18 protein-coding genes are annotated in these 15,673 nt (G+C 52.0%); 5 read left to right on the forward strand and 13 right to left on the reverse strand.

Annotation, left to right across the window (positions count from 1 at the left end; genetic code table 11):
* The first annotated feature begins 12 nt into the window (after positions 1 to 12).
* The 3 genes from leuC to EYQ01_01445 are packed head-to-tail and all read left to right on the forward strand — an operon-like array spanning position 13 to position 2,677.
* Positions 13 to 1,425 carry a 3-isopropylmalate dehydratase large subunit gene (gene leuC / locus EYQ01_01435; protein HIE64477.1) on the forward strand — a complete coding sequence of 471 codons (1,413 nt, stop codon included), beginning with the start codon at positions 13 to 15 and terminating at the stop codon, positions 1,423 to 1,425.
* On the forward strand, positions 1,426 to 2,046 hold the full coding sequence (leuD, locus tag EYQ01_01440) for a 3-isopropylmalate dehydratase small subunit (GenBank protein ID HIE64478.1): 621 nt from the start codon (positions 1,426 to 1,428) through the stop codon (positions 2,044 to 2,046).
* Positions 2,039 to 2,677 (forward strand): methyltransferase domain-containing protein, encoded by a 639-nt coding sequence (locus tag EYQ01_01445; protein HIE64479.1) that lies wholly within the window; start codon positions 2,039 to 2,041, stop codon positions 2,675 to 2,677. Before leuD ends, EYQ01_01445 begins: the two co-directional genes overlap by 8 nt.
* Positions 2,678 to 2,740: 63 nt before the next feature.
* Here EYQ01_01445 and EYQ01_01450 read toward each other — a convergent pair whose 3' ends face one another.
* The 13 genes from EYQ01_01450 to EYQ01_01510 form a co-directional block, all read right to left on the reverse strand.
* A complete protein-coding gene (locus tag EYQ01_01450; protein HIE64480.1) occupies positions 2,741 to 3,319 on the reverse strand; it encodes a LemA family protein in 579 nt (192 codons plus the stop codon).
* Positions 3,320 to 3,375: 56 nt separating this feature from the next.
* On the reverse strand, positions 3,376 to 4,242 hold the full coding sequence (locus EYQ01_01455; GenBank protein ID HIE64481.1) for a TPM domain-containing protein: 867 nt from the start codon (positions 4,240 to 4,242) through the stop codon (positions 3,376 to 3,378).
* Positions 4,172 to 4,897: a hypothetical protein gene (locus tag EYQ01_01460; protein HIE64482.1), complete on the reverse strand. Its 726-nt coding sequence runs from the start codon at positions 4,895 to 4,897 to the stop codon at positions 4,172 to 4,174. Before EYQ01_01460 ends, EYQ01_01455 begins: the two co-directional genes overlap by 71 nt.
* Positions 4,898 to 5,110: 213 nt before the next feature.
* Complete coding sequence (locus tag EYQ01_01465; GenBank protein ID HIE64483.1) at positions 5,111 to 6,109, reverse strand: TonB family protein; 999 nt, start codon at positions 6,107 to 6,109, stop codon at positions 5,111 to 5,113.
* Positions 6,110 to 6,221: 112 nt separating this feature from the next.
* Positions 6,222 to 6,620, reverse strand: a complete 399-nt coding sequence (locus tag EYQ01_01470; protein HIE64484.1) for a hypothetical protein — start codon at positions 6,618 to 6,620, stop codon at positions 6,222 to 6,224.
* A complete protein-coding gene (locus EYQ01_01475; protein HIE64485.1) occupies positions 6,617 to 7,162 on the reverse strand; it encodes a hypothetical protein in 546 nt (181 codons plus the stop codon). Before EYQ01_01475 ends, EYQ01_01470 begins: the two co-directional genes overlap by 4 nt.
* Positions 7,092 to 7,790: a MotA/TolQ/ExbB proton channel family protein gene (locus tag EYQ01_01480; protein ID HIE64486.1), complete on the reverse strand. Its 699-nt coding sequence runs from the start codon at positions 7,788 to 7,790 to the stop codon at positions 7,092 to 7,094. Before EYQ01_01480 ends, EYQ01_01475 begins: the two co-directional genes overlap by 71 nt.
* Positions 7,787 to 8,116 carry a hypothetical protein gene (locus tag EYQ01_01485; protein HIE64487.1) on the reverse strand — a complete coding sequence of 110 codons (330 nt, stop codon included), beginning with the start codon at positions 8,114 to 8,116 and terminating at the stop codon, positions 7,787 to 7,789. The genes EYQ01_01480 and EYQ01_01485 overlap by 4 nt, the downstream gene beginning before the upstream one ends.
* Positions 8,116 to 8,829, reverse strand: coding sequence for a tetratricopeptide repeat protein (locus EYQ01_01490; GenBank protein HIE64488.1), 714 nt, complete (start codon positions 8,827 to 8,829; stop codon positions 8,116 to 8,118). Before EYQ01_01490 ends, EYQ01_01485 begins: the two co-directional genes overlap by 1 nt.
* Positions 8,829 to 9,776, reverse strand: a complete 948-nt coding sequence (locus tag EYQ01_01495; protein HIE64489.1) for a tetratricopeptide repeat protein — start codon at positions 9,774 to 9,776, stop codon at positions 8,829 to 8,831. Before EYQ01_01495 ends, EYQ01_01490 begins: the two co-directional genes overlap by 1 nt.
* Positions 9,777 to 9,793: 17 nt before the next feature.
* Entirely contained in the window at positions 9,794 to 11,293 is a 1,500-nt protein-coding gene (locus tag EYQ01_01500; protein ID HIE64490.1) for a tetratricopeptide repeat protein, read from the reverse strand.
* A complete protein-coding gene (locus EYQ01_01505; GenBank protein ID HIE64491.1) occupies positions 11,290 to 11,757 on the reverse strand; it encodes a hypothetical protein in 468 nt (155 codons plus the stop codon). Before EYQ01_01505 ends, EYQ01_01500 begins: the two co-directional genes overlap by 4 nt.
* A complete protein-coding gene (locus EYQ01_01510; GenBank protein ID HIE64492.1) occupies positions 11,687 to 13,252 on the reverse strand; it encodes a tetratricopeptide repeat protein in 1,566 nt (521 codons plus the stop codon). Before EYQ01_01510 ends, EYQ01_01505 begins: the two co-directional genes overlap by 71 nt.
* A gap of 701 nt (positions 13,253 to 13,953) precedes the next feature.
* Here EYQ01_01510 and EYQ01_01515 point away from each other — a divergent pair.
* Together EYQ01_01515 and EYQ01_01520 are read left to right on the forward strand one after the other, a co-directional pair.
* Positions 13,954 to 14,742 carry a hypothetical protein gene (locus EYQ01_01515; protein HIE64493.1) on the forward strand — a complete coding sequence of 263 codons (789 nt, stop codon included), beginning with the start codon at positions 13,954 to 13,956 and terminating at the stop codon, positions 14,740 to 14,742.
* Entirely contained in the window at positions 14,723 to 15,544 is an 822-nt protein-coding gene (locus EYQ01_01520) for a hypothetical protein (GenBank protein ID HIE64494.1), read from the forward strand. Before EYQ01_01515 ends, EYQ01_01520 begins: the two co-directional genes overlap by 20 nt.
* Positions 15,545 to 15,673 lie beyond the last annotated feature (129 nt).

A 15,673-nucleotide genomic window follows, 5' to 3' on the forward strand; every position in this document is an offset into this window, starting at 1 on the left:
CTGAAAGAGCCCATGACCCCAAAGACGATGCTTGAAAAAATATGGGAGGCCCATATCGTCCACGAAGAACCGGGACGGCCTTCTCTGCTCTACATCGACCGTCATCTTGTACACGAAGTCACTTCTGCCCAGGCCTTTGAAGGCTTAAGACTTTCCGGTCGATCTGTCCGCCGTCCGGAGTTGACCTTTGCCACACCCGATCATAATGTCCCAACCACAGACCGGTCCCTGCCGATTGAAGATTTAATCTCTGCAAAGCAGATCGATACGCTTTCGGAAAACTGCAAAGAATTCGGTGTTACCCTTTTTGACCTGAAGAGCCCCGACCATGGAATTATTCATGTGATAGGACCCGATCTGGGACTCACTCTCCCAGGCGTGACCCTGGTCTGCGGCGACAGTCACACCTCGACACATGGGGCATTCGGCACACTGGCCTTTGGCATCGGCACCAGTGAGGTAGAGCATGTTCTATCCACCCAATGTCTCATTCAGGAAAAACCCAAAACTTTTCTGATTGAAGTCAATGGCAAGCGTCCCTTTGGGATTGAAGCAAAAGATATGATCCTCGCCATTATCGGTCAGATCGGCACGGCAGGCGGCGCGGGCTATGTTATTGAATATGGTGGAGAGAGCATTCGGGCCTTGAGCATGGAAGAACGCATGACCATCTGTAATATGTCCATCGAGGCAGGCGCCCGGGCGGGAATGATCGCTCCGGATGAAAAGACATTTAAGTATCTGCGCGGACGGCGATACGCCCCGGCCAATTTTGATACGGCGGTCGCGGAGTGGCGGAAACTTCCGAGTGATCCCGGTGCGTCCTTTGATCTCAGCTTAAAAATTGATGTCGCATCTTTGGCCCCTCAGGTCACATGGGGAACCAACCCCGGCCAGGTCGCCGCCATTGATGCGCGCGTCCCGCATCCGGCCGACCTGTCGGATGCCAATCTAAGGAAATCAGCCGAAAGGGCTCTGGAGTATATGGGGCTCAAGGCAAATACACCGATTGAAGAGATCGCCATCACCCGGGTCTTCATCGGCTCCTGCACCAACTCCCGCATTGAAGACCTCCGCCGGGCGGCACACTTTGTCCAGGGAAAACATGTCTCTTCAAAGGTAGACGCCATGGTTGTTCCCGGTTCGCAGAAGATCAAGCAACAAGCGGAAGAAGAGGGTCTGGATCGGATATTTAAGGAGGCAGGATTTGACTGGCGTGAATCAGGCTGTTCCATGTGTCTCGGGATGAACCCCGACACCCTTGAACCTGGAGAACGCTGTGCCTCGACCTCTAACCGAAATTTTGAGGGACGGCAGGGCAAAGGAGGTCGGACCCACCTGGTCAGTCCACTCATGGCCGCCGCGGCCGCCGTGGAAGGGCATTTTGTTGATATTCGTCAATATGCACCTCCGGAGGAAGGGTAGATGGAGTCCTTTACAACGTTACAAGGAATCGTTGCTCCGCTCGATCTTCCTGACGTGGATACCGACCAGATTATCCCGAAACAATTTTTAAAAAGGATTGAGCGTACGGGATTCGGTCAATTTCTCTTCTACAATTGGCGGTTCATCGATGGCAAAGAACCGGACCCCGCGTTCGAGATGAACGCCGAGCGCTACAAGAATGCGACGATCCTGATCACAAGAGCAAACTTCGGCTGTGGCTCTTCACGGGAGCATGCCCCCTGGGCGCTTCTGGATTACGGTTTTCGCTGCATTATTGCGCCGTCATTCGCCGATATCTTTTACAACAACTGCTTCAAGAATGGCATTCTTCCGGTCTGTCTGAGTGAAGAGCAGATCGAGACGATCTTTCAGAAGGTTCGCAAGACACCTGGGTACACACTGGATGTCAATCTGGAAAAAGAACAGATCACCTCGAATGACGGAATTGACATCAAAATTGAGATCGATCCCTTTCGACGGAACTCGCTTCTGAAAGGCCTCGATGACATTGCCCTGACACTTGAATACGAAGAAAAAATCAGCGAATATGAAGGCCGACAGTCAGGAACACCCTCCCTCGCCATAACATCCAATGGATAAACAGAAAGAAGAACGCTATCCCCATATCGGTCGGGTCGAAGAAGAAGTTGACGCGGCCTTTTGGGAGGCGAGATACCAAAACGGAGATACAGGTTGGGATCAGGGAGCGGCGTCACCTGGCTTAATGGATCTCCTGAAAAACAATCAAATTCAGGCTGGAAGCATCCTCGTTCCGGGATGCGGACGGGGACACGAAGCAAGGGCCCTGGCCAGGGCCGGGTTTGAAGTTACGGGGATGGATATTACTGAAGGGGCAATTCGGGAGGCAAGGCCACTGGCTGAGCGGGAGGGTCTTCAGAAGATCAAATTCATCCAGGCCGACTTCTTTAATCTTCCTAAGAAAAAATTCGGCCCCTACGACTGGATCTTTGAACACACATTTTTCTGCGCATTTAACCCGGACCTCAGGGGAGACTACGTTAAAACAGTCGCGGCTCTGATCAAGCCGGGAGGGGGTCTGATCGGGATGTTCTACCATATCCAAGCCGAAAGCGGTCCTCCCTTCGGCTGCACAAGAGAAGAACTGCTTGAGCGTTTCTCACCTCAATTCACACTTCGATTAGAAAAGACTCCCCGCTCCTTTCCCGACCGGGAAGGAAAAGAACTCCTGATGCTCTGGGAGCGGAAATAAGCCGAGACCCGGAAAGCCGAGGTTTAACCCATGGCCTCGGGAGACTGTTGTCCTGACAAAGACCTAACCGCCGAATTTCACCTTAGGCGTACTCCTCGCCTCATCACCAATCTCAAAATACTCGGCCTTTTCCACTCCCGCCAGGCCTGCGTAGACGCGCCCGAGGAGCTTACGGGTAAAGGTGTTCAATTGCTTGACGGAATCGTTATACCGTTTTCGTTCGACGGAAAGCCGGTTCTCTGTCCCCTCCAGTTGATCCTGTAACTTCAGAAAGGATGCATCTGATTTTAACTGAGGATAGGTCTCCCGCAAGACCAGCAAACGGGAAAGTGCCGATTCCATCCCGCCGGCCGCCCGCGCCTTGTCTCCAATCGTGTTTGCCTGAAAGTAGGACTTTCGCGCCTCCGCAACCCCGAGGAAGATCTTCTCTTCCTGACCGGCAATCCCTTTGACGGTCTCGACCAGGTTTGGAATCAACTCGAAGCGACGCTGCAACTGGTTCTCCACCTGCGCCCAACTGCTCTTTACGTCTTCGTCATAAGTAATAGCCTTATTGTATCCGGAGTAGACACAGCCCCCGGCCATCAGGACCGTGACGAGAATCCCTCCCAGGACAATCAAAAGTATTCGCTTTGCACCCATCTTATTTCTCCACACTCATTACAAAACAACAGGAAGTGAACGTGCCAGGTCGACTGCTACCAGCCCGCACCACCGCCGCCGCCGCCAAAACCACCGCCTCCTCCAAACGACCCGCCTCCAAACGAAGATCCGCCGTACCCCCCGCCCCAGGAGGAACGTCTCCCTCCCAGCATGCTGCCTAGCAGGAGTCCGGTCATCATTCCGCCCCCGCCTCCCCAGCGCGAGTAACCCCGGCGGCGGCCCATCGAAGAAAAGAGAAAGTACATCATCAATAAGGGAAGTATCCCGCCGAGAAAACCTCCTCTTCTCCGGGAGCGCTGTCGAACACGCATACGATGGGGAGGAATCCCGCTGAGTTTCACTTGTTGGGCATCGGCCACCTTGTTGGCAACGAGGACCGTCAAGCGGTGTAGCCCCTCGCCAAATTGGCCCTGCTTGAAAAATTGCTTCGTGACGGACCGCGATGCGGAACCCGCCCACGAATCGGGAAGCACCCCTTCGAGTCCATAACCCACATGAACCCTCACCTGGCGCTCTTTCACGGCCAGGAGGATCAACACGCCGTTGTCCTCCTTCGCCCGGCCCAGCTTCCAGAGCTCCGCATGACGCTGCGCGAAGCCGAAGACGTCCTCACCATCCGTAGTTTGCACTGTCAGGACCTTGATCTGCGCGGTCGTCTTCTGCTCTAACTCACGCAGCCATCCTTCCATGCCCTGCTTGATTCCCCCACTGATGATGCCGGCCTGATCGACGATAAAACGTCCGGGGTCCCGAACCGTGACCTCTCCACTTGAGAGAGACGGCCATCCAAGAACAAGCAGGACAAAAATAAAAAGGGGACAATAGATCCGCTTACCACGCATCAACAATCTCCACGAGAACCTCGATCTCCCCATAAAGCATGACAAATTCGTCCCAGCCATGTTCCCCTGACATCCGGAGAACTTCTTTCAATCCAGGCAATTTAAATTCGATCACCTTTTCCACCTCATTCGCAACCTCCAATGCCGGGTGAGGTTCTTTCTTTCCTTTTAACCAGAGGATGCCCCGGAGTGTCCGAATGAGGCGTTCCGCAATATCGGCCTCGACCTCGGCGAAGAGCTTTTCCCGACCTGCCGCAGCCAACAGTCCCTGACGCATTCCGATCAGGATGCTCTTTAACTCCCGCTCACAGGCATGCCGAATATCATCGTCCTCGAATGAAAGCGCCTTGAAATAATCCTCTCCGAAAAGGGTCAGATGACTTTGCTGGATCTCGATCAATTCCAACGGAAATGTATCCAGGGAGGCATTAATATATTCCGGCGTCATGATCAAGGGCGCGGCTATCCCGGTCTTGCCGAGTTTCATTCCATTTTTGGCCAGTTCGCGTAACATCTTCAGATCAACCTTTTTCAGGACAAAGACACTCCGAACCGTATGCCGTTTCTTATCGAATGAACCTGCCGTAATCGCACCGTAAAGCGTTAAAGCCAGTCCATTGGACGCAGCCAGACCGCGCATTTGTTCCATGTATTGTTCAATAGGCCGACGCATTGCATCCGCGATTCTATCCATACCGCTCCCTTCAATCCCCATAAAATGCCTCTCAGGAAAAGCCTTGAGTAAATCACTTAAACATCAGATATAAAGGATACCACACCCCCGTCTGATCTCTGGACGTACGGTATCAGGAATACCAAAAAAGTCAAGCATACTTGCTCTTTTGAGAGATGGCCGGAAAGTACCCGTTCGGACAGATTTATGGAAGAGAAGACTCAGAGGCCGGGTGCTTATTCTTCCGAGACGATTCTACGCCGGAAAGAAAACAAAGGGGCAGGTGACAATGATAGTTCCTTCAAAAAGTTCAGGAAATTTCCACATTTTAATCCGCCTCGCGAGGGCTTTTTCCAGGCGGGCATAGCCCATGCTGCTGTTGACCACGCGTGCTTCGACGACCTTTCCCTTCTCGTCGATGGAGAACTCCACGGTGACTGTCCCTTTCAGAATCGGATTGGAGCGAAGTTCTCTGTTGTAGAGGAAAATCAGGCCTCCTTTGTATTTTTCAACAACACGGGCAATGGCATCATAATCGATCTCAGCCCTGCCCGAACCGCTCCCTCTGAGGCGAACGCCCACCCCGCCGCCTAGCCCCTGGCCCGGCTCCCCTGTCTCCCCGCCGGTCCCGCTGAAGTGGGTGACGGTCACCTTTTCCCGCTTTGCAAGCCGAACCCGATCTTTCTTCTTCAGAGTTCCAAATTTTTCGATTTTCTTGTTCGCGATTTTGCTGTGGCTTGAACCGCTTTTGCTCACAGCCGGGCGGTGGCTTCCCTTTCGTATCGGGGCTGAAATGATACTGGCCTGGGAGAGTGCTTTGTCCAGACGTTTGTCCTCAATAATCGCACCGAGGCTTCCAGAAAGCTCTTCCCCCACTAGGAAGGCCAGAAGCCCGCTTTTTCGGACGATCTCACGGTTCCGTTGCACAGAGGTAGACTTAGGCGGTTTTTTCCTGACTATTTTTCTTTTGCCAATCTTTTTCCCGGGCCTTTCCTTCGGTTTTTCCCTGGCTAAGCCCTTGGCCTTGACCACCGGCTTCGGCTTGATCTTCTTCCGGATAGGGGGTGCCGGCACAGGCTTGGGTGGATCCAGGATTAACTTGGTCACCCGCCTGGGAAGATCCCGGATATCCGTCGGTTTAGGCTTCGGAAGTTTGACCATGGCCACGACGAGACTCAAGATAAGGTAGAAGCCCAGGGAATACCGGAGCGTTTTCTGGAAGAGGTCTTCTTCCCGGAACGCAAGATCAGACATCTAAATCCTCCTAACCGACTTCTTCTTTTTTCGTCACCGCCAGGGCGATGTTTGGAAATTCTGCCTGCGCACAGGTACTCATCACCTTTTTCAGCAATCGGAAGGGAATCTTTCAGTCTCCCATCACCGTGATTTTCCCCCTGAACTTTACCGAAGTATTCTGGCTGGCGAGGGTCTTTGTCTGCTCGGCCAGCCGGGTCAGAGCCTCCTTGACCGGAAAAAGAATATTCCCCTTCATATTGAGGGCCTCTTTCACACTCATGATCGCTTTCCCCTCAATCAGGATCTCCTTCTCCGTGACCATGAGGATAACGGTGGGGTGGGGATTCTCCCGCGAGGTGGAGGTCGGGAGGTTCATCTGTTCTGAAGTCGGAAGGGCCATCCCTTCACCTCCCATTTGCATCAAGAGAAAGAGCAAAAGAATGGTGAAGATATCCATCAGGCTGGTGAGTGAAAGCTGAACCGCAGGACTTCGCCTGTTCCGCTTCTGTAGACATCTCATTCGTTTCATGCCGGTTTCACCTCCCCGATTGAGATGTCCGGGAAGAGCAGATCGCTCTGGTATTCCCGACAGGTATCCATGACTGCGATCAGTGATTCATAGGGAATCTCAGGCTCACTGAGCAAAATCAAGGACTTCTCTCCAGGATATTTTTCCTTGACCTTCTGAAGGAGCACAGCCAGCTTCTTGAGGTTGTATGTTCCTTTCTTTCCTGGAAGACGCCGGGTGCCGACCCCGCTTCCCCGGACAACCAACTCATCCCGGCGAATGGTCACGATCAATTTAAAGGTCTCTTTGGGCATCTCGGCGTGTACCTCTTTTGTCGGAACCGAGGGAAGACTCATCTCCAGAATGGCCACCCGTGAGAAGACAACCCCGCTTAAAAGCACCGGCACCAACACCACCATGAGGTTCAGAAAAGGGGTAATGTTCAGGGAAAGGTCTCCCGAGTTCTTTCGTCGGGTAATGCGGCGGTCCTCCCTAGTTGGCATGGATTTCTCCCTTGACCCGTTGCGCCTCTCCGTTACGCCACTTGCTTTCTTTTCCCCCATTGGAAGACAGGCCGCTTTTTTTAATGTTCAGCCGGGAAGAAAGGTTCAAAAGCTTCAGCGCATAGATATCCAGGCTCTCTAGAATCCGATTGGTCTTGACCTGGAGAAAGCTGTAAATCAGCATAATGGGGATGGCGACCACTAAGCCGAAAGCGGTGGTATTCATCGCCATGGAAATCCCCTTCGCAAGCAAGGTGGCCTTCTGCGAGGGGTCGGCCACAGCAACCGCCGTAAAGGCCTGGATAAGTCCGATAATGGTTCCCAGGAGCCCGAGTAGCGTGGCCACGTTGGCCAGATTGGGAAGATAATGGAGGCGGGCCTCCAGTCTGGGCATCACCTCCATGGCGGCCTCATCCATCGTATCTTGAATACCTTCTCGGGATAGTGAATCCTTCATCCCCCCGATCCCGGCGCCGATAACCTGGCCCAGCGGACGGTTGGAGCGGGTGCAGGAGCGGAGGTCGGTCGCAACCTTGTCCCAAAGCTTCTGAGTGTTGACGCTGGACCGCATCAGGACGATAAAACGCTCCAGAACAATCGCAGTGGAAATGGCCAATATTCCGACGAGCGGGTACATGAAAATACCCCCCTCTCGATAAAACTGTATTAACACGACTACCGTATTCATCGACGGTCTCCTTTCAACATTCTGGGATCATTCCCCCATTGGCGCTGGAAGCGGTCACGATCGACCGGCTCCAGGATCTCTTCTCGAAAGCTACGTTCATACGTTATTTCCTGTCGGGATGGGGAAACGTCATCTTTCCATGGGACCACATAAACGACATGCGGCTTCTCAACCGTCCCCTGAATCTCCGTGCCTCCCATCATCAGGCGCTCCAGACCGCGTTGCTGTCCCTCTCCTTCTTCTGAAAATCCCGGCGTTACGGTCAGGAGGATAAACAAGAGCATAAAACAGATGGAAGCAATTGCCCCCGTAATAAATTTTTTCATTATTGTCTCTCCGGTTTTTTCTCGGATACACTTGTGGACAGCCGTTTCTGAAGGGCCGTGACCCAGAGCTCGATTTCCTGATGATTTCCATCAACAAGTTCCATATATTTACGGTAGTGCTGCAGGGCCTCTTCCGGCTTGTCCAGGTAAAGGTCATAGAGGACCGCCAGATTATAGTGGGCATCCTCGAATTCCGGATTTAAGGCAATAACCTTAAGGTAAATCACTTCGGCCTTTCGGAATGCACCCTGCTCCCGAAAAATGATTGCAAGATTATAGTGGGCCTCTGTGTAGCCTCCCCCTTGAAGATCAATCGCCTTCTGGTAGGACCGGGTCGCCTCCTGCAGAAGGCTCAGGCGCTTGTAAGTAACCCCCAAATTGTTATGGACAACACTGACCTCCGGGTAACGCTCCCGAAGTTCTTCAAAAAGAAAACGGGCTTCTTCCGACCTGCCTCTCTCGAGGAGCTGAATCCCCTTCTGGAATTGATACAATACCTGATTCATCGCCGCCTTTGACTCAGTCTCCGGCACGGTATTCTGTGCCTCCTCCGACACCTCCGCTTCGGGCTCAGGCACAACTTCCAACAGGACCTTACGATCCGGTACCACGGGAGAGGTCATATCCAGCAAGGGCATCGTCCTCATGCACCCACCGGAAAGAAGTAAAAAGAAAAAGATCGGCATCCACACAAACAGTCGAAGGGTCTGCATCAGTCCTCCCTCATCACACGCGCAAGGGTCTCCTGACCCGAACTGAGAAAGAAAACCCTGGGATCCACATTGGAGACAATCTGCTCAGTGTGCTCCTTCCTCCGATAAAAGACCGGACGGAGATCGGCAAGGCGATCGTAACTCTTTCGGACCCACTCGTTGTATGGACCCGCCGTCTGCTGCGTACGATGAACATTGCTTTTGTAGGCTGTGACGGCTTTTTCCTCAAAGGGATAGGCCTTCTCTTCCAACTGAAACATGTACTCTTCCAATTGCGCATCATTGAGGTTTTTCGGGCGCTCCGCATTCAAGAGCGACGCTGCAAAGTGCTCGAAGACCTCTCCCAGTCGGTAGGCAGAAACGGTAACGACCTCCATCTCCCGCGTCTCAACCGCCTTTGTATAGAAGTTGATCACCGCTTTAAAGGCTCTGGTCTTCTTTTTGAGGCTCTTCGTGAGGGGGATTTTTATCCGAATGGCCTTGAAGTGTTTGAAGGACGCTTCCCCCTCCTGAAAGAGGGCTCGTGCCGCAAACAACGTGCCCGGGTCCTGCTTCACCACCCGTTTATAGAACGCTCCGGCCTCCTGAAGCCTTCCTACCTTCCGTCGGGCCTCTGCCATTCTGAAAAGAGCTTCAGGAACATCCTGATGTTTTGGAAAGCGTTTAATGAAGCGGGAGAAGGCAGCATAGCTCTTGTTCCATAGCGTTCCTTTTTCATAATGTTCGGCGGCCGTCCACAAGAGATTCCGGACCTCCTCATTGTCTTTCATCCGCCTCGCGGCCTCAGAAAAGGCCGCGGCTGCCTTGAGGTCTTCTCCCAGGGCCTCGTAGGCGAGGCCCGCCTGAAGGTTCGCCTTAGCCACCAGCGGTGAGCGCTTATAGCCCCGAACCAGCAGGCCATAGGTCTCAATCGCCTTTTCAGGCTGCTTCAAAAGCTCGAAGAGCAAGCCGGTCTCAAAAAGGGCTACCGGGGCGCTTGGGGATCACCCTGAAAGTTATCGGCAAATCGTTTTGAGAGAATGACAAACTGATCCTCACCCTCCGGAGTTTTCACCTTCTGATAGGCCACCACGGCGGCATAGGCCGCCTTTCTTTCCGGACCGCGATCCGCGTAGCCGTAAGCAGACGTCGCGAAAGCGGCTCCCGCATCGGCATACTGCTTCAGGGCCATCAGGCTTTCCCCGAGCAGAAACTGGACCTCCGGGGACTCCCTCTCTTTCGGGAAGGCCACCAGAAATTTCCGATACCACCCGGCCGCCTCCCGGTAATGCTTCTCACCCTTCTTCTTTTCAGCCCTGGCATGGGCTGACAAAGACAGGCGGTGCAGTTCCGCCTTGACCAGAGGGCGGGCCCTCTTCCGTGCCGCAACGTCATTCGCACGGTGCCAGCGGCCTCCCGAGGCGTAATCTCTGACCAGTTGGATGCGCCCCGTATGGGCCTTCTCCCCCTCCCCTTTCTTTAAATACGCCTCGATGATATAGGAAGAAAAGATCGGCGCGATCGGGGCATCGGGGTGCTGCCGAATGAAGGTCTGATAGGTCTCTATGCCGGACTGGATTTTTTGCTCGGCCATATACTGATTCCCCATCATCAGGTAGAGATCTTTTTCATATCTTCGTGACCCATGTTCGGTAAAATGGGCTGCCAGGCTTGAAGCTCCCCCAAGGTTTCGAAAAGAAATGCTCACGTAGGTCAAGGCCTCCCAGACTAGGGTGCCGTTTTCCGGGGAGAAGGTGGACTGCATGGCCGTCATCTCTTCAATCAGGGCCATAAACTGATGAATGGCTTCGGGATAGGTTTTCATTTTGAAGTAGGTCCACCCCAGCTTATAGCGGGCCTTATCGTGGAAGAAGGGGTCTTTCGGGGAGAGTGTTTGTGTATAGGCCTCTGCCGCCTCTTCAAACTGATTCCGGTCAAAGTAATACTCTCCCAAGCGGAAGTAGGCCTCCAGCCTCTGTGGACTCGCGGGATATTCGTTAATGAGCCGCTCAAGCAGGGGGATGGCCAGATCTCTTTCTCCACTCTCCGCGTAGGCCCGGGCCAGGGAGTAGAGGGCCTTGTCGTTCTCCGGATAATCGTCATTGGAGCGAAGCAGAACACTGTAGGCCTCAATTGCTTTTTGATAATCCACCAGGGGAAGGGGGCCTTCCGGATTGACTTCATAGGCCTCCATATCCTGAATAAATTTCTTGTTGGCTGAATCCATGTAAAGATCTCCGATCCGTTTCAGCGCGGACGCATTCAACTTGGAAGGCATCCGGCTGTATGCTGTCAGGAAGGTCTTGTATTTATGGAGTTCTCCTCTCTTGGAGAGGATGGGTTCACCCCGGAGCAAAGCCACCTCCTGAGCCAGGGCACGGACTCGTGCCTTACCCACCCGATAAGGACTTGGTCCAAAACAGCCTGCCATAAACAAAAAAATAAAGAGAACTCCGTGGATGCCCTGAAGCCTGAATTCTTTCATGGTTTCATCCCCCCGTCCTGACCATCGAGGATCTGTATCTGACTTAACTCCGCCTCAGCCACCAGCCGCACAATCCGGTTGAGCCATTTTTCTGATGCCCTTAGAAGAATTCCTCGCAACGGGGGAAGAAGCGCCTCTCTCAAGGCAATGGTCCTTCCTCTCAGTCCGATCAGGTCGGCCCGGGCCGAAGCGATCCGGCGTCGAAAAGGCTCGAGGTCCTTTGTAGGCTCCGGGACAGCAACGCGCAAACCGCTCCGGCCTGCCTCTCCGGAAAAGCGTTGCACCGCTGGAAGATACTGCGGGGAAAGTGCTTCCCGATGGGAAAGCCTTTCTTCAAAAACCTCCGTCTCACGGTATTTCTGGTCGAGATGAGACTCCAGCTTTAAGAGATCTTTATATTGACTGACCCAGAAGCGAATGCGCTCGTCCCTTAAAAATCCGGGCAGCGCGCCCCTCTTGTCCATTTTTTCTCTGAACAAACGGGCCAGGGGCCCCGGTATAATGGTCGAGTGCCCTCTGGAAAACGCCCAGATTTTTATATCCATGGCCTACAACCGTGAGGGCTTCCAAGGCATAGTCATGATCCGGGACAATTTGGATGAGATCCTGAAAAACGAGGATCGCCTCTAAGTACTTTTCCTCCCTGAAATAAGACCATCCGATACCAAAGAGGGCATCCGGGAAAAAGGGGCTCTTCGGAGGAATATTTGCCAGAACGCGGCGCGCCCCCTTAATGTAACCCTCCTCCATGAGAACCTGCCCCCAGGTCAACCGGCTTTTCTCAGTCAAGGTCCTCAGATGTTGTCGCCTGCGGATATCGGTTTCACTTAAGTCCTTCAGATAAAGGAGTGATTTTGCGGAATTGTTCAGCTGGTAATAAGACTTCGCCAAGGTGAGCTGCGCAAAGGGGAAATACGGACTGTCCGGAGGGAGGGTCTTAAGGCCCTTGATCCCATCTTGAATAGACCCCGAGGCGTAATGGCTCAAGGCAGCCAGATAACGGGCCTGTTCCAAATAACGATCTGGGGTGATCAGGTCTGGACGCCCTCCCGGCAGCATTAATCTGTAAGTCTCAAGGGCATCTTGATATCGGGAACGCTCATACTGCACCTTGACCACTTTGAGGAGAAGCTGATCCCGTTTCTCTCCCGGAGGGGTCTCCATATCCAATTCGCCGAAGAGCCGGACGGCCGATTGCTCCATTCCCCAGGCCAGGTAGAGACTTCCTAAGAGAATCTTCGCCTCATTGTTAATCCTGGCATCTTTTAAGTCTTCTCCGGAGGCCTCGATCGATTTCAGGCGGGTTCCCGCGGTTAAGTAGTCCTTGATGAAATAATGGTAATAAGCCTCTCTTTTAAGGATCTCCCATGATTTCTTCCGAGCCGTATCCCCCTCTGATACCACGCCCTCCGCGTGTACGGAGAGCTGTTTCTTATCCGCAACGTCCCGGATAATGATTTGAATAAAAGTTGCACCCTCTTTCTTCTCGATTGAAATTGTCTCTACCTGCTCATAGGCTTTCTCTTCCGGGTCTCTCCCCGTGAAAACCGCCACCAGTTCGTTTACACCGGATTTGATCTTTCCGGTATAAAGACGCTGTACACCCCCCTTGAGAAGGGCGGTCACCTCCCGATGGGAATACAGGTGGCTCGAGACCATGGTATCGTTCAGGCGGATTTTGACGGAATCAAGCTTGAAATAATCCTCCCCTTCAACCCGAAGAAAAATGACCAGGGAGGCGTCCTCTCGAAAAAGGAGATCCTCCTGGAGCCTATAAAGTCGGCTGTTGAGGTCCAGTATTTCTTCCTTCAATGTCTGGATTTTTGTCCCGAGGCTCTCGATATTGACCTTTGGCACAGCCTCTGGGGTCCTCACCGGCAGCGCTGACGAAAAATCCTGTCCTCGCGCAGGGACCGCAAAAAGGAGCATCAACAGAAAAACACACAGTTTACTGACCATGGTTATTCCTCTATAATAAACCCGAATTAATGAACTCGGACCGGAGCCATCCCGAAAAACAATACTTTTTGTACAGGTTCATCATGCCACTATTTTTCTCCAGTCAAGCGAGGAGCGGATCACCAGAGTGTATGAGTTTATATCTAAGAAATTAAACTCCACAGCAAGATCCCAATGGAGGATGAGATGGGCGGACTGAAACGTCACAATTGTTTTTCATGTCCCCCGCCATGAAATAGAAACACTCTCTTTTGAAGAACCCCAACGCAAAGCGGCAAGGATTCTCCGACCCGAGAGGAAAAATGGCTTTATCTTTAATTCAACCGCTAAGCCCGCCCTAGAAGGACGAGGATTGCGCTCGCTATGTGTGTTCTTCGGAAGCGAATAAAAAAATCGCCAAAGCGTTTCCCTTTGGCGGCCCGGCGAGCATGATAAAGACAGTGGCATTTTGAATCGTTACCACCCCTTTTTGCAATGTGCCGTAATGAAGCAATTCGCATGCCTTGGTTCATCCTGGGACAAATGCCATATTGTTAGAAGGATCACCCATATTTAGTGCGAATATCTCTCTTCCGCCGCCTCAGCTATGTAAATTTTCTCCCAATCGATGACAGATTTTTGTTCTTCCGAGCAAAAATGAACCTGCAAGGGGAGCAAAAAAATAGTGGCATGCGGAATAGCGACAACGGTATACTGGGCGGATGCGTAAATACTGGACCGTCTTTCAAGTCAACTGGCAGAATGCACTTCAATACCGGGGTCCGACATTCATTTCAATCCTTGGAAACCTGCTTCATATCTCCGTTCTTCTTTATCTTTGGAACGCAATTTATCTCAGTAATCAGCGCCTGGGGAACTACACCCTCTCAGACCTGATTACTTACTACATCATTCAGTTGATCATCAACAGCATGGTCCTCTCCTATATCAGCTGGGAAATCAGCGATCAAATCTCGGAGGGGTCTTTTTCGAATTTTCTTGTGAAACCGGTCAACTATCTCCACTATTGGTTTACAATCAACCTTTCCGGGAAACTCTTTGAAGGATTAATTATCCTGGTGGTTGGGGCCATCCTGTCACTTCTTCTCATCAAACATGTCTCGTTTCCAAGCAACGGCTTGTCCCTTGTCTATTTTATATTTTCAATGATCTTGGGCGGCCTCCTTGCGTTCGAGTTTGATTTTGCAATTGGCATCCTTGCTTTCTGGATCGTGAAGGTCAATTCATTCAAATACATGCTCCAATATTGTATCTTTTTTCTTGCAGGAGCCCTTCTTCCGCTGGATCTTTTTCCAGAGTCCTTTCAGGTGATCGCGAATGCCTTACCGTTTCGATTTCTGGTCTTCTTTCCTATCCAGATTTTTTTGGAAAAAGAGACCAATCCGTTTCCAGGATTCCTGATCGCAATGGGCTGGATTATTTTTCTATACTTTTTTCTCCAATTCGCCTTACGGCGCGGGATTGCACGCTATGAAGCTGTCGGTAAATAAGGGTACGACGATATTCTTCCGTTACTTCTCTCTCTATCGCTCATTTTTGAGCCATAACCTGAAGAATGAGATGATATATCGCGCAAATTTTGCCATTAATGTCGGCATGGATATTTTTTTCATGATGATGAATGTCTTCTTTTTCACCATCCTTTATGGGAATGTCGAAACCGTCGGAGGGTGGACATTTCATCAGACCTTGATCCTGGTGGGAAGCGTTGGCATCGTTCGGGAACTCGCCTACCTCACTTTTCGAAAAGGGTTTCTTGAACTGGGAAACTATGTCCGCACAGGCAATTTCGATGTCATGCTCACATCACCCATCGCTCCGGCCACCCACCTGGCCTTCCGCCATGTTTCCCTCACAGACAGTCTCGGAGAAGGTTTGATGGGGCTCTTGCTCGTTGTGTACGGATTTTCACATCTTAGCGAAGCAAGCTGGGTCAGTATTCCTTTTTATCTCCTGATGCTCTTGAACTCCCTTGCCATTTATTACGCGCTCTGCCTCCTCATCAACAGCCTGGTCTTCTGGTTGGTGAAATCACAAGAACTCAATACCATTGTCTACTACTTTATAAATACGGCACGCTATCCGCGTGACATCTACCACGGCCTGGGAAAAGTCTTCTTCACCTTCATCCTCCCAAGCAGTTTAATTGCGACAACACCCGCCGCGATATTGGTGGGCCGTGCCGATCCCTCTCTGATTTTCATTTCTTTGAGCGTTGCGGTGGGCGGCTTAATCCTTGGACTCTCTATCTGGAACTGGAGTTTGAACTTTTACAGCTCGGCAAGCAGTTAAATTGTTACATTCATGGTAAGGATCCAGCAGCCACTATTTTTCTTCAGGGCAAAGCAAGGAGCGCAGAACTGCAGCGTATGTGTCTCTACGCGAGGATTCGAGCACCACAGCAACACCGCCATGGGGAAA

It is taken from the genome of Candidatus Manganitrophaceae bacterium (assembly GCA_012960925.1).
Taxonomy (GTDB): domain Bacteria; phylum Nitrospirota; class Nitrospiria; order SBBL01; family JAADHI01; genus DUAG01.

Excerpts from the sequence above, each read along its gene's own strand:
- leuC (HIE64477.1), top strand. The coding sequence starts at position 13 with ATGACCCCAAAGACGATGCTTGAAAAAATATGGGAGGCCCATATCGTC.
- leuD (HIE64478.1), top strand. The coding sequence starts at position 1,426 with ATGGAGTCCTTTACAACGTTACAAGGAATCGTTGCTCCGCTCGATCTT.
- EYQ01_01445 (HIE64479.1), top strand. The coding sequence starts at position 2,039 with ATGGATAAACAGAAAGAAGAACGCTATCCCCATATCGGTCGGGTCGAA.
- EYQ01_01450 (HIE64480.1), bottom strand. The coding sequence starts at position 3,319 with ATGGGTGCAAAGCGAATACTTTTGATTGTCCTGGGAGGGATTCTCGTC.
- EYQ01_01455 (HIE64481.1), bottom strand. The coding sequence starts at position 4,242 with ATGGCTGGGACGAATTTGTCATGCTTTATGGGGAGATCGAGGTTCTCG.
- EYQ01_01460 (HIE64482.1), bottom strand. The coding sequence starts at position 4,897 with ATGGGGATTGAAGGGAGCGGTATGGATAGAATCGCGGATGCAATGCGT.
- EYQ01_01465 (HIE64483.1), bottom strand. The coding sequence starts at position 6,109 with ATGTCTGATCTTGCGTTCCGGGAAGAAGACCTCTTCCAGAAAACGCTC.
- EYQ01_01470 (HIE64484.1), bottom strand. The coding sequence starts at position 6,620 with ATGAAACGAATGAGATGTCTACAGAAGCGGAACAGGCGAAGTCCTGCG.
- EYQ01_01475 (HIE64485.1), bottom strand. The coding sequence starts at position 7,162 with ATGGGGGAAAAGAAAGCAAGTGGCGTAACGGAGAGGCGCAACGGGTCA.
- EYQ01_01480 (HIE64486.1), bottom strand. The coding sequence starts at position 7,790 with ATGAATACGGTAGTCGTGTTAATACAGTTTTATCGAGAGGGGGGTATT.
- EYQ01_01485 (HIE64487.1), bottom strand. The coding sequence starts at position 8,116 with ATGAAAAAATTTATTACGGGGGCAATTGCTTCCATCTGTTTTATGCTC.
- EYQ01_01490 (HIE64488.1), bottom strand. The coding sequence starts at position 8,829 with ATGCAGACCCTTCGACTGTTTGTGTGGATGCCGATCTTTTTCTTTTTA.
- EYQ01_01500 (HIE64490.1), bottom strand. The coding sequence starts at position 11,293 with ATGAAAGAATTCAGGCTTCAGGGCATCCACGGAGTTCTCTTTATTTTT.
- EYQ01_01505 (HIE64491.1), bottom strand. The coding sequence starts at position 11,757 with ATGGACAAGAGGGGCGCGCTGCCCGGATTTTTAAGGGACGAGCGCATT.
- EYQ01_01510 (HIE64492.1), bottom strand. The coding sequence starts at position 13,252 with ATGGTCAGTAAACTGTGTGTTTTTCTGTTGATGCTCCTTTTTGCGGTC.
- EYQ01_01515 (HIE64493.1), top strand. The coding sequence starts at position 13,954 with ATGCGTAAATACTGGACCGTCTTTCAAGTCAACTGGCAGAATGCACTT.
- EYQ01_01520 (HIE64494.1), top strand. The coding sequence starts at position 14,723 with ATGAAGCTGTCGGTAAATAAGGGTACGACGATATTCTTCCGTTACTTC.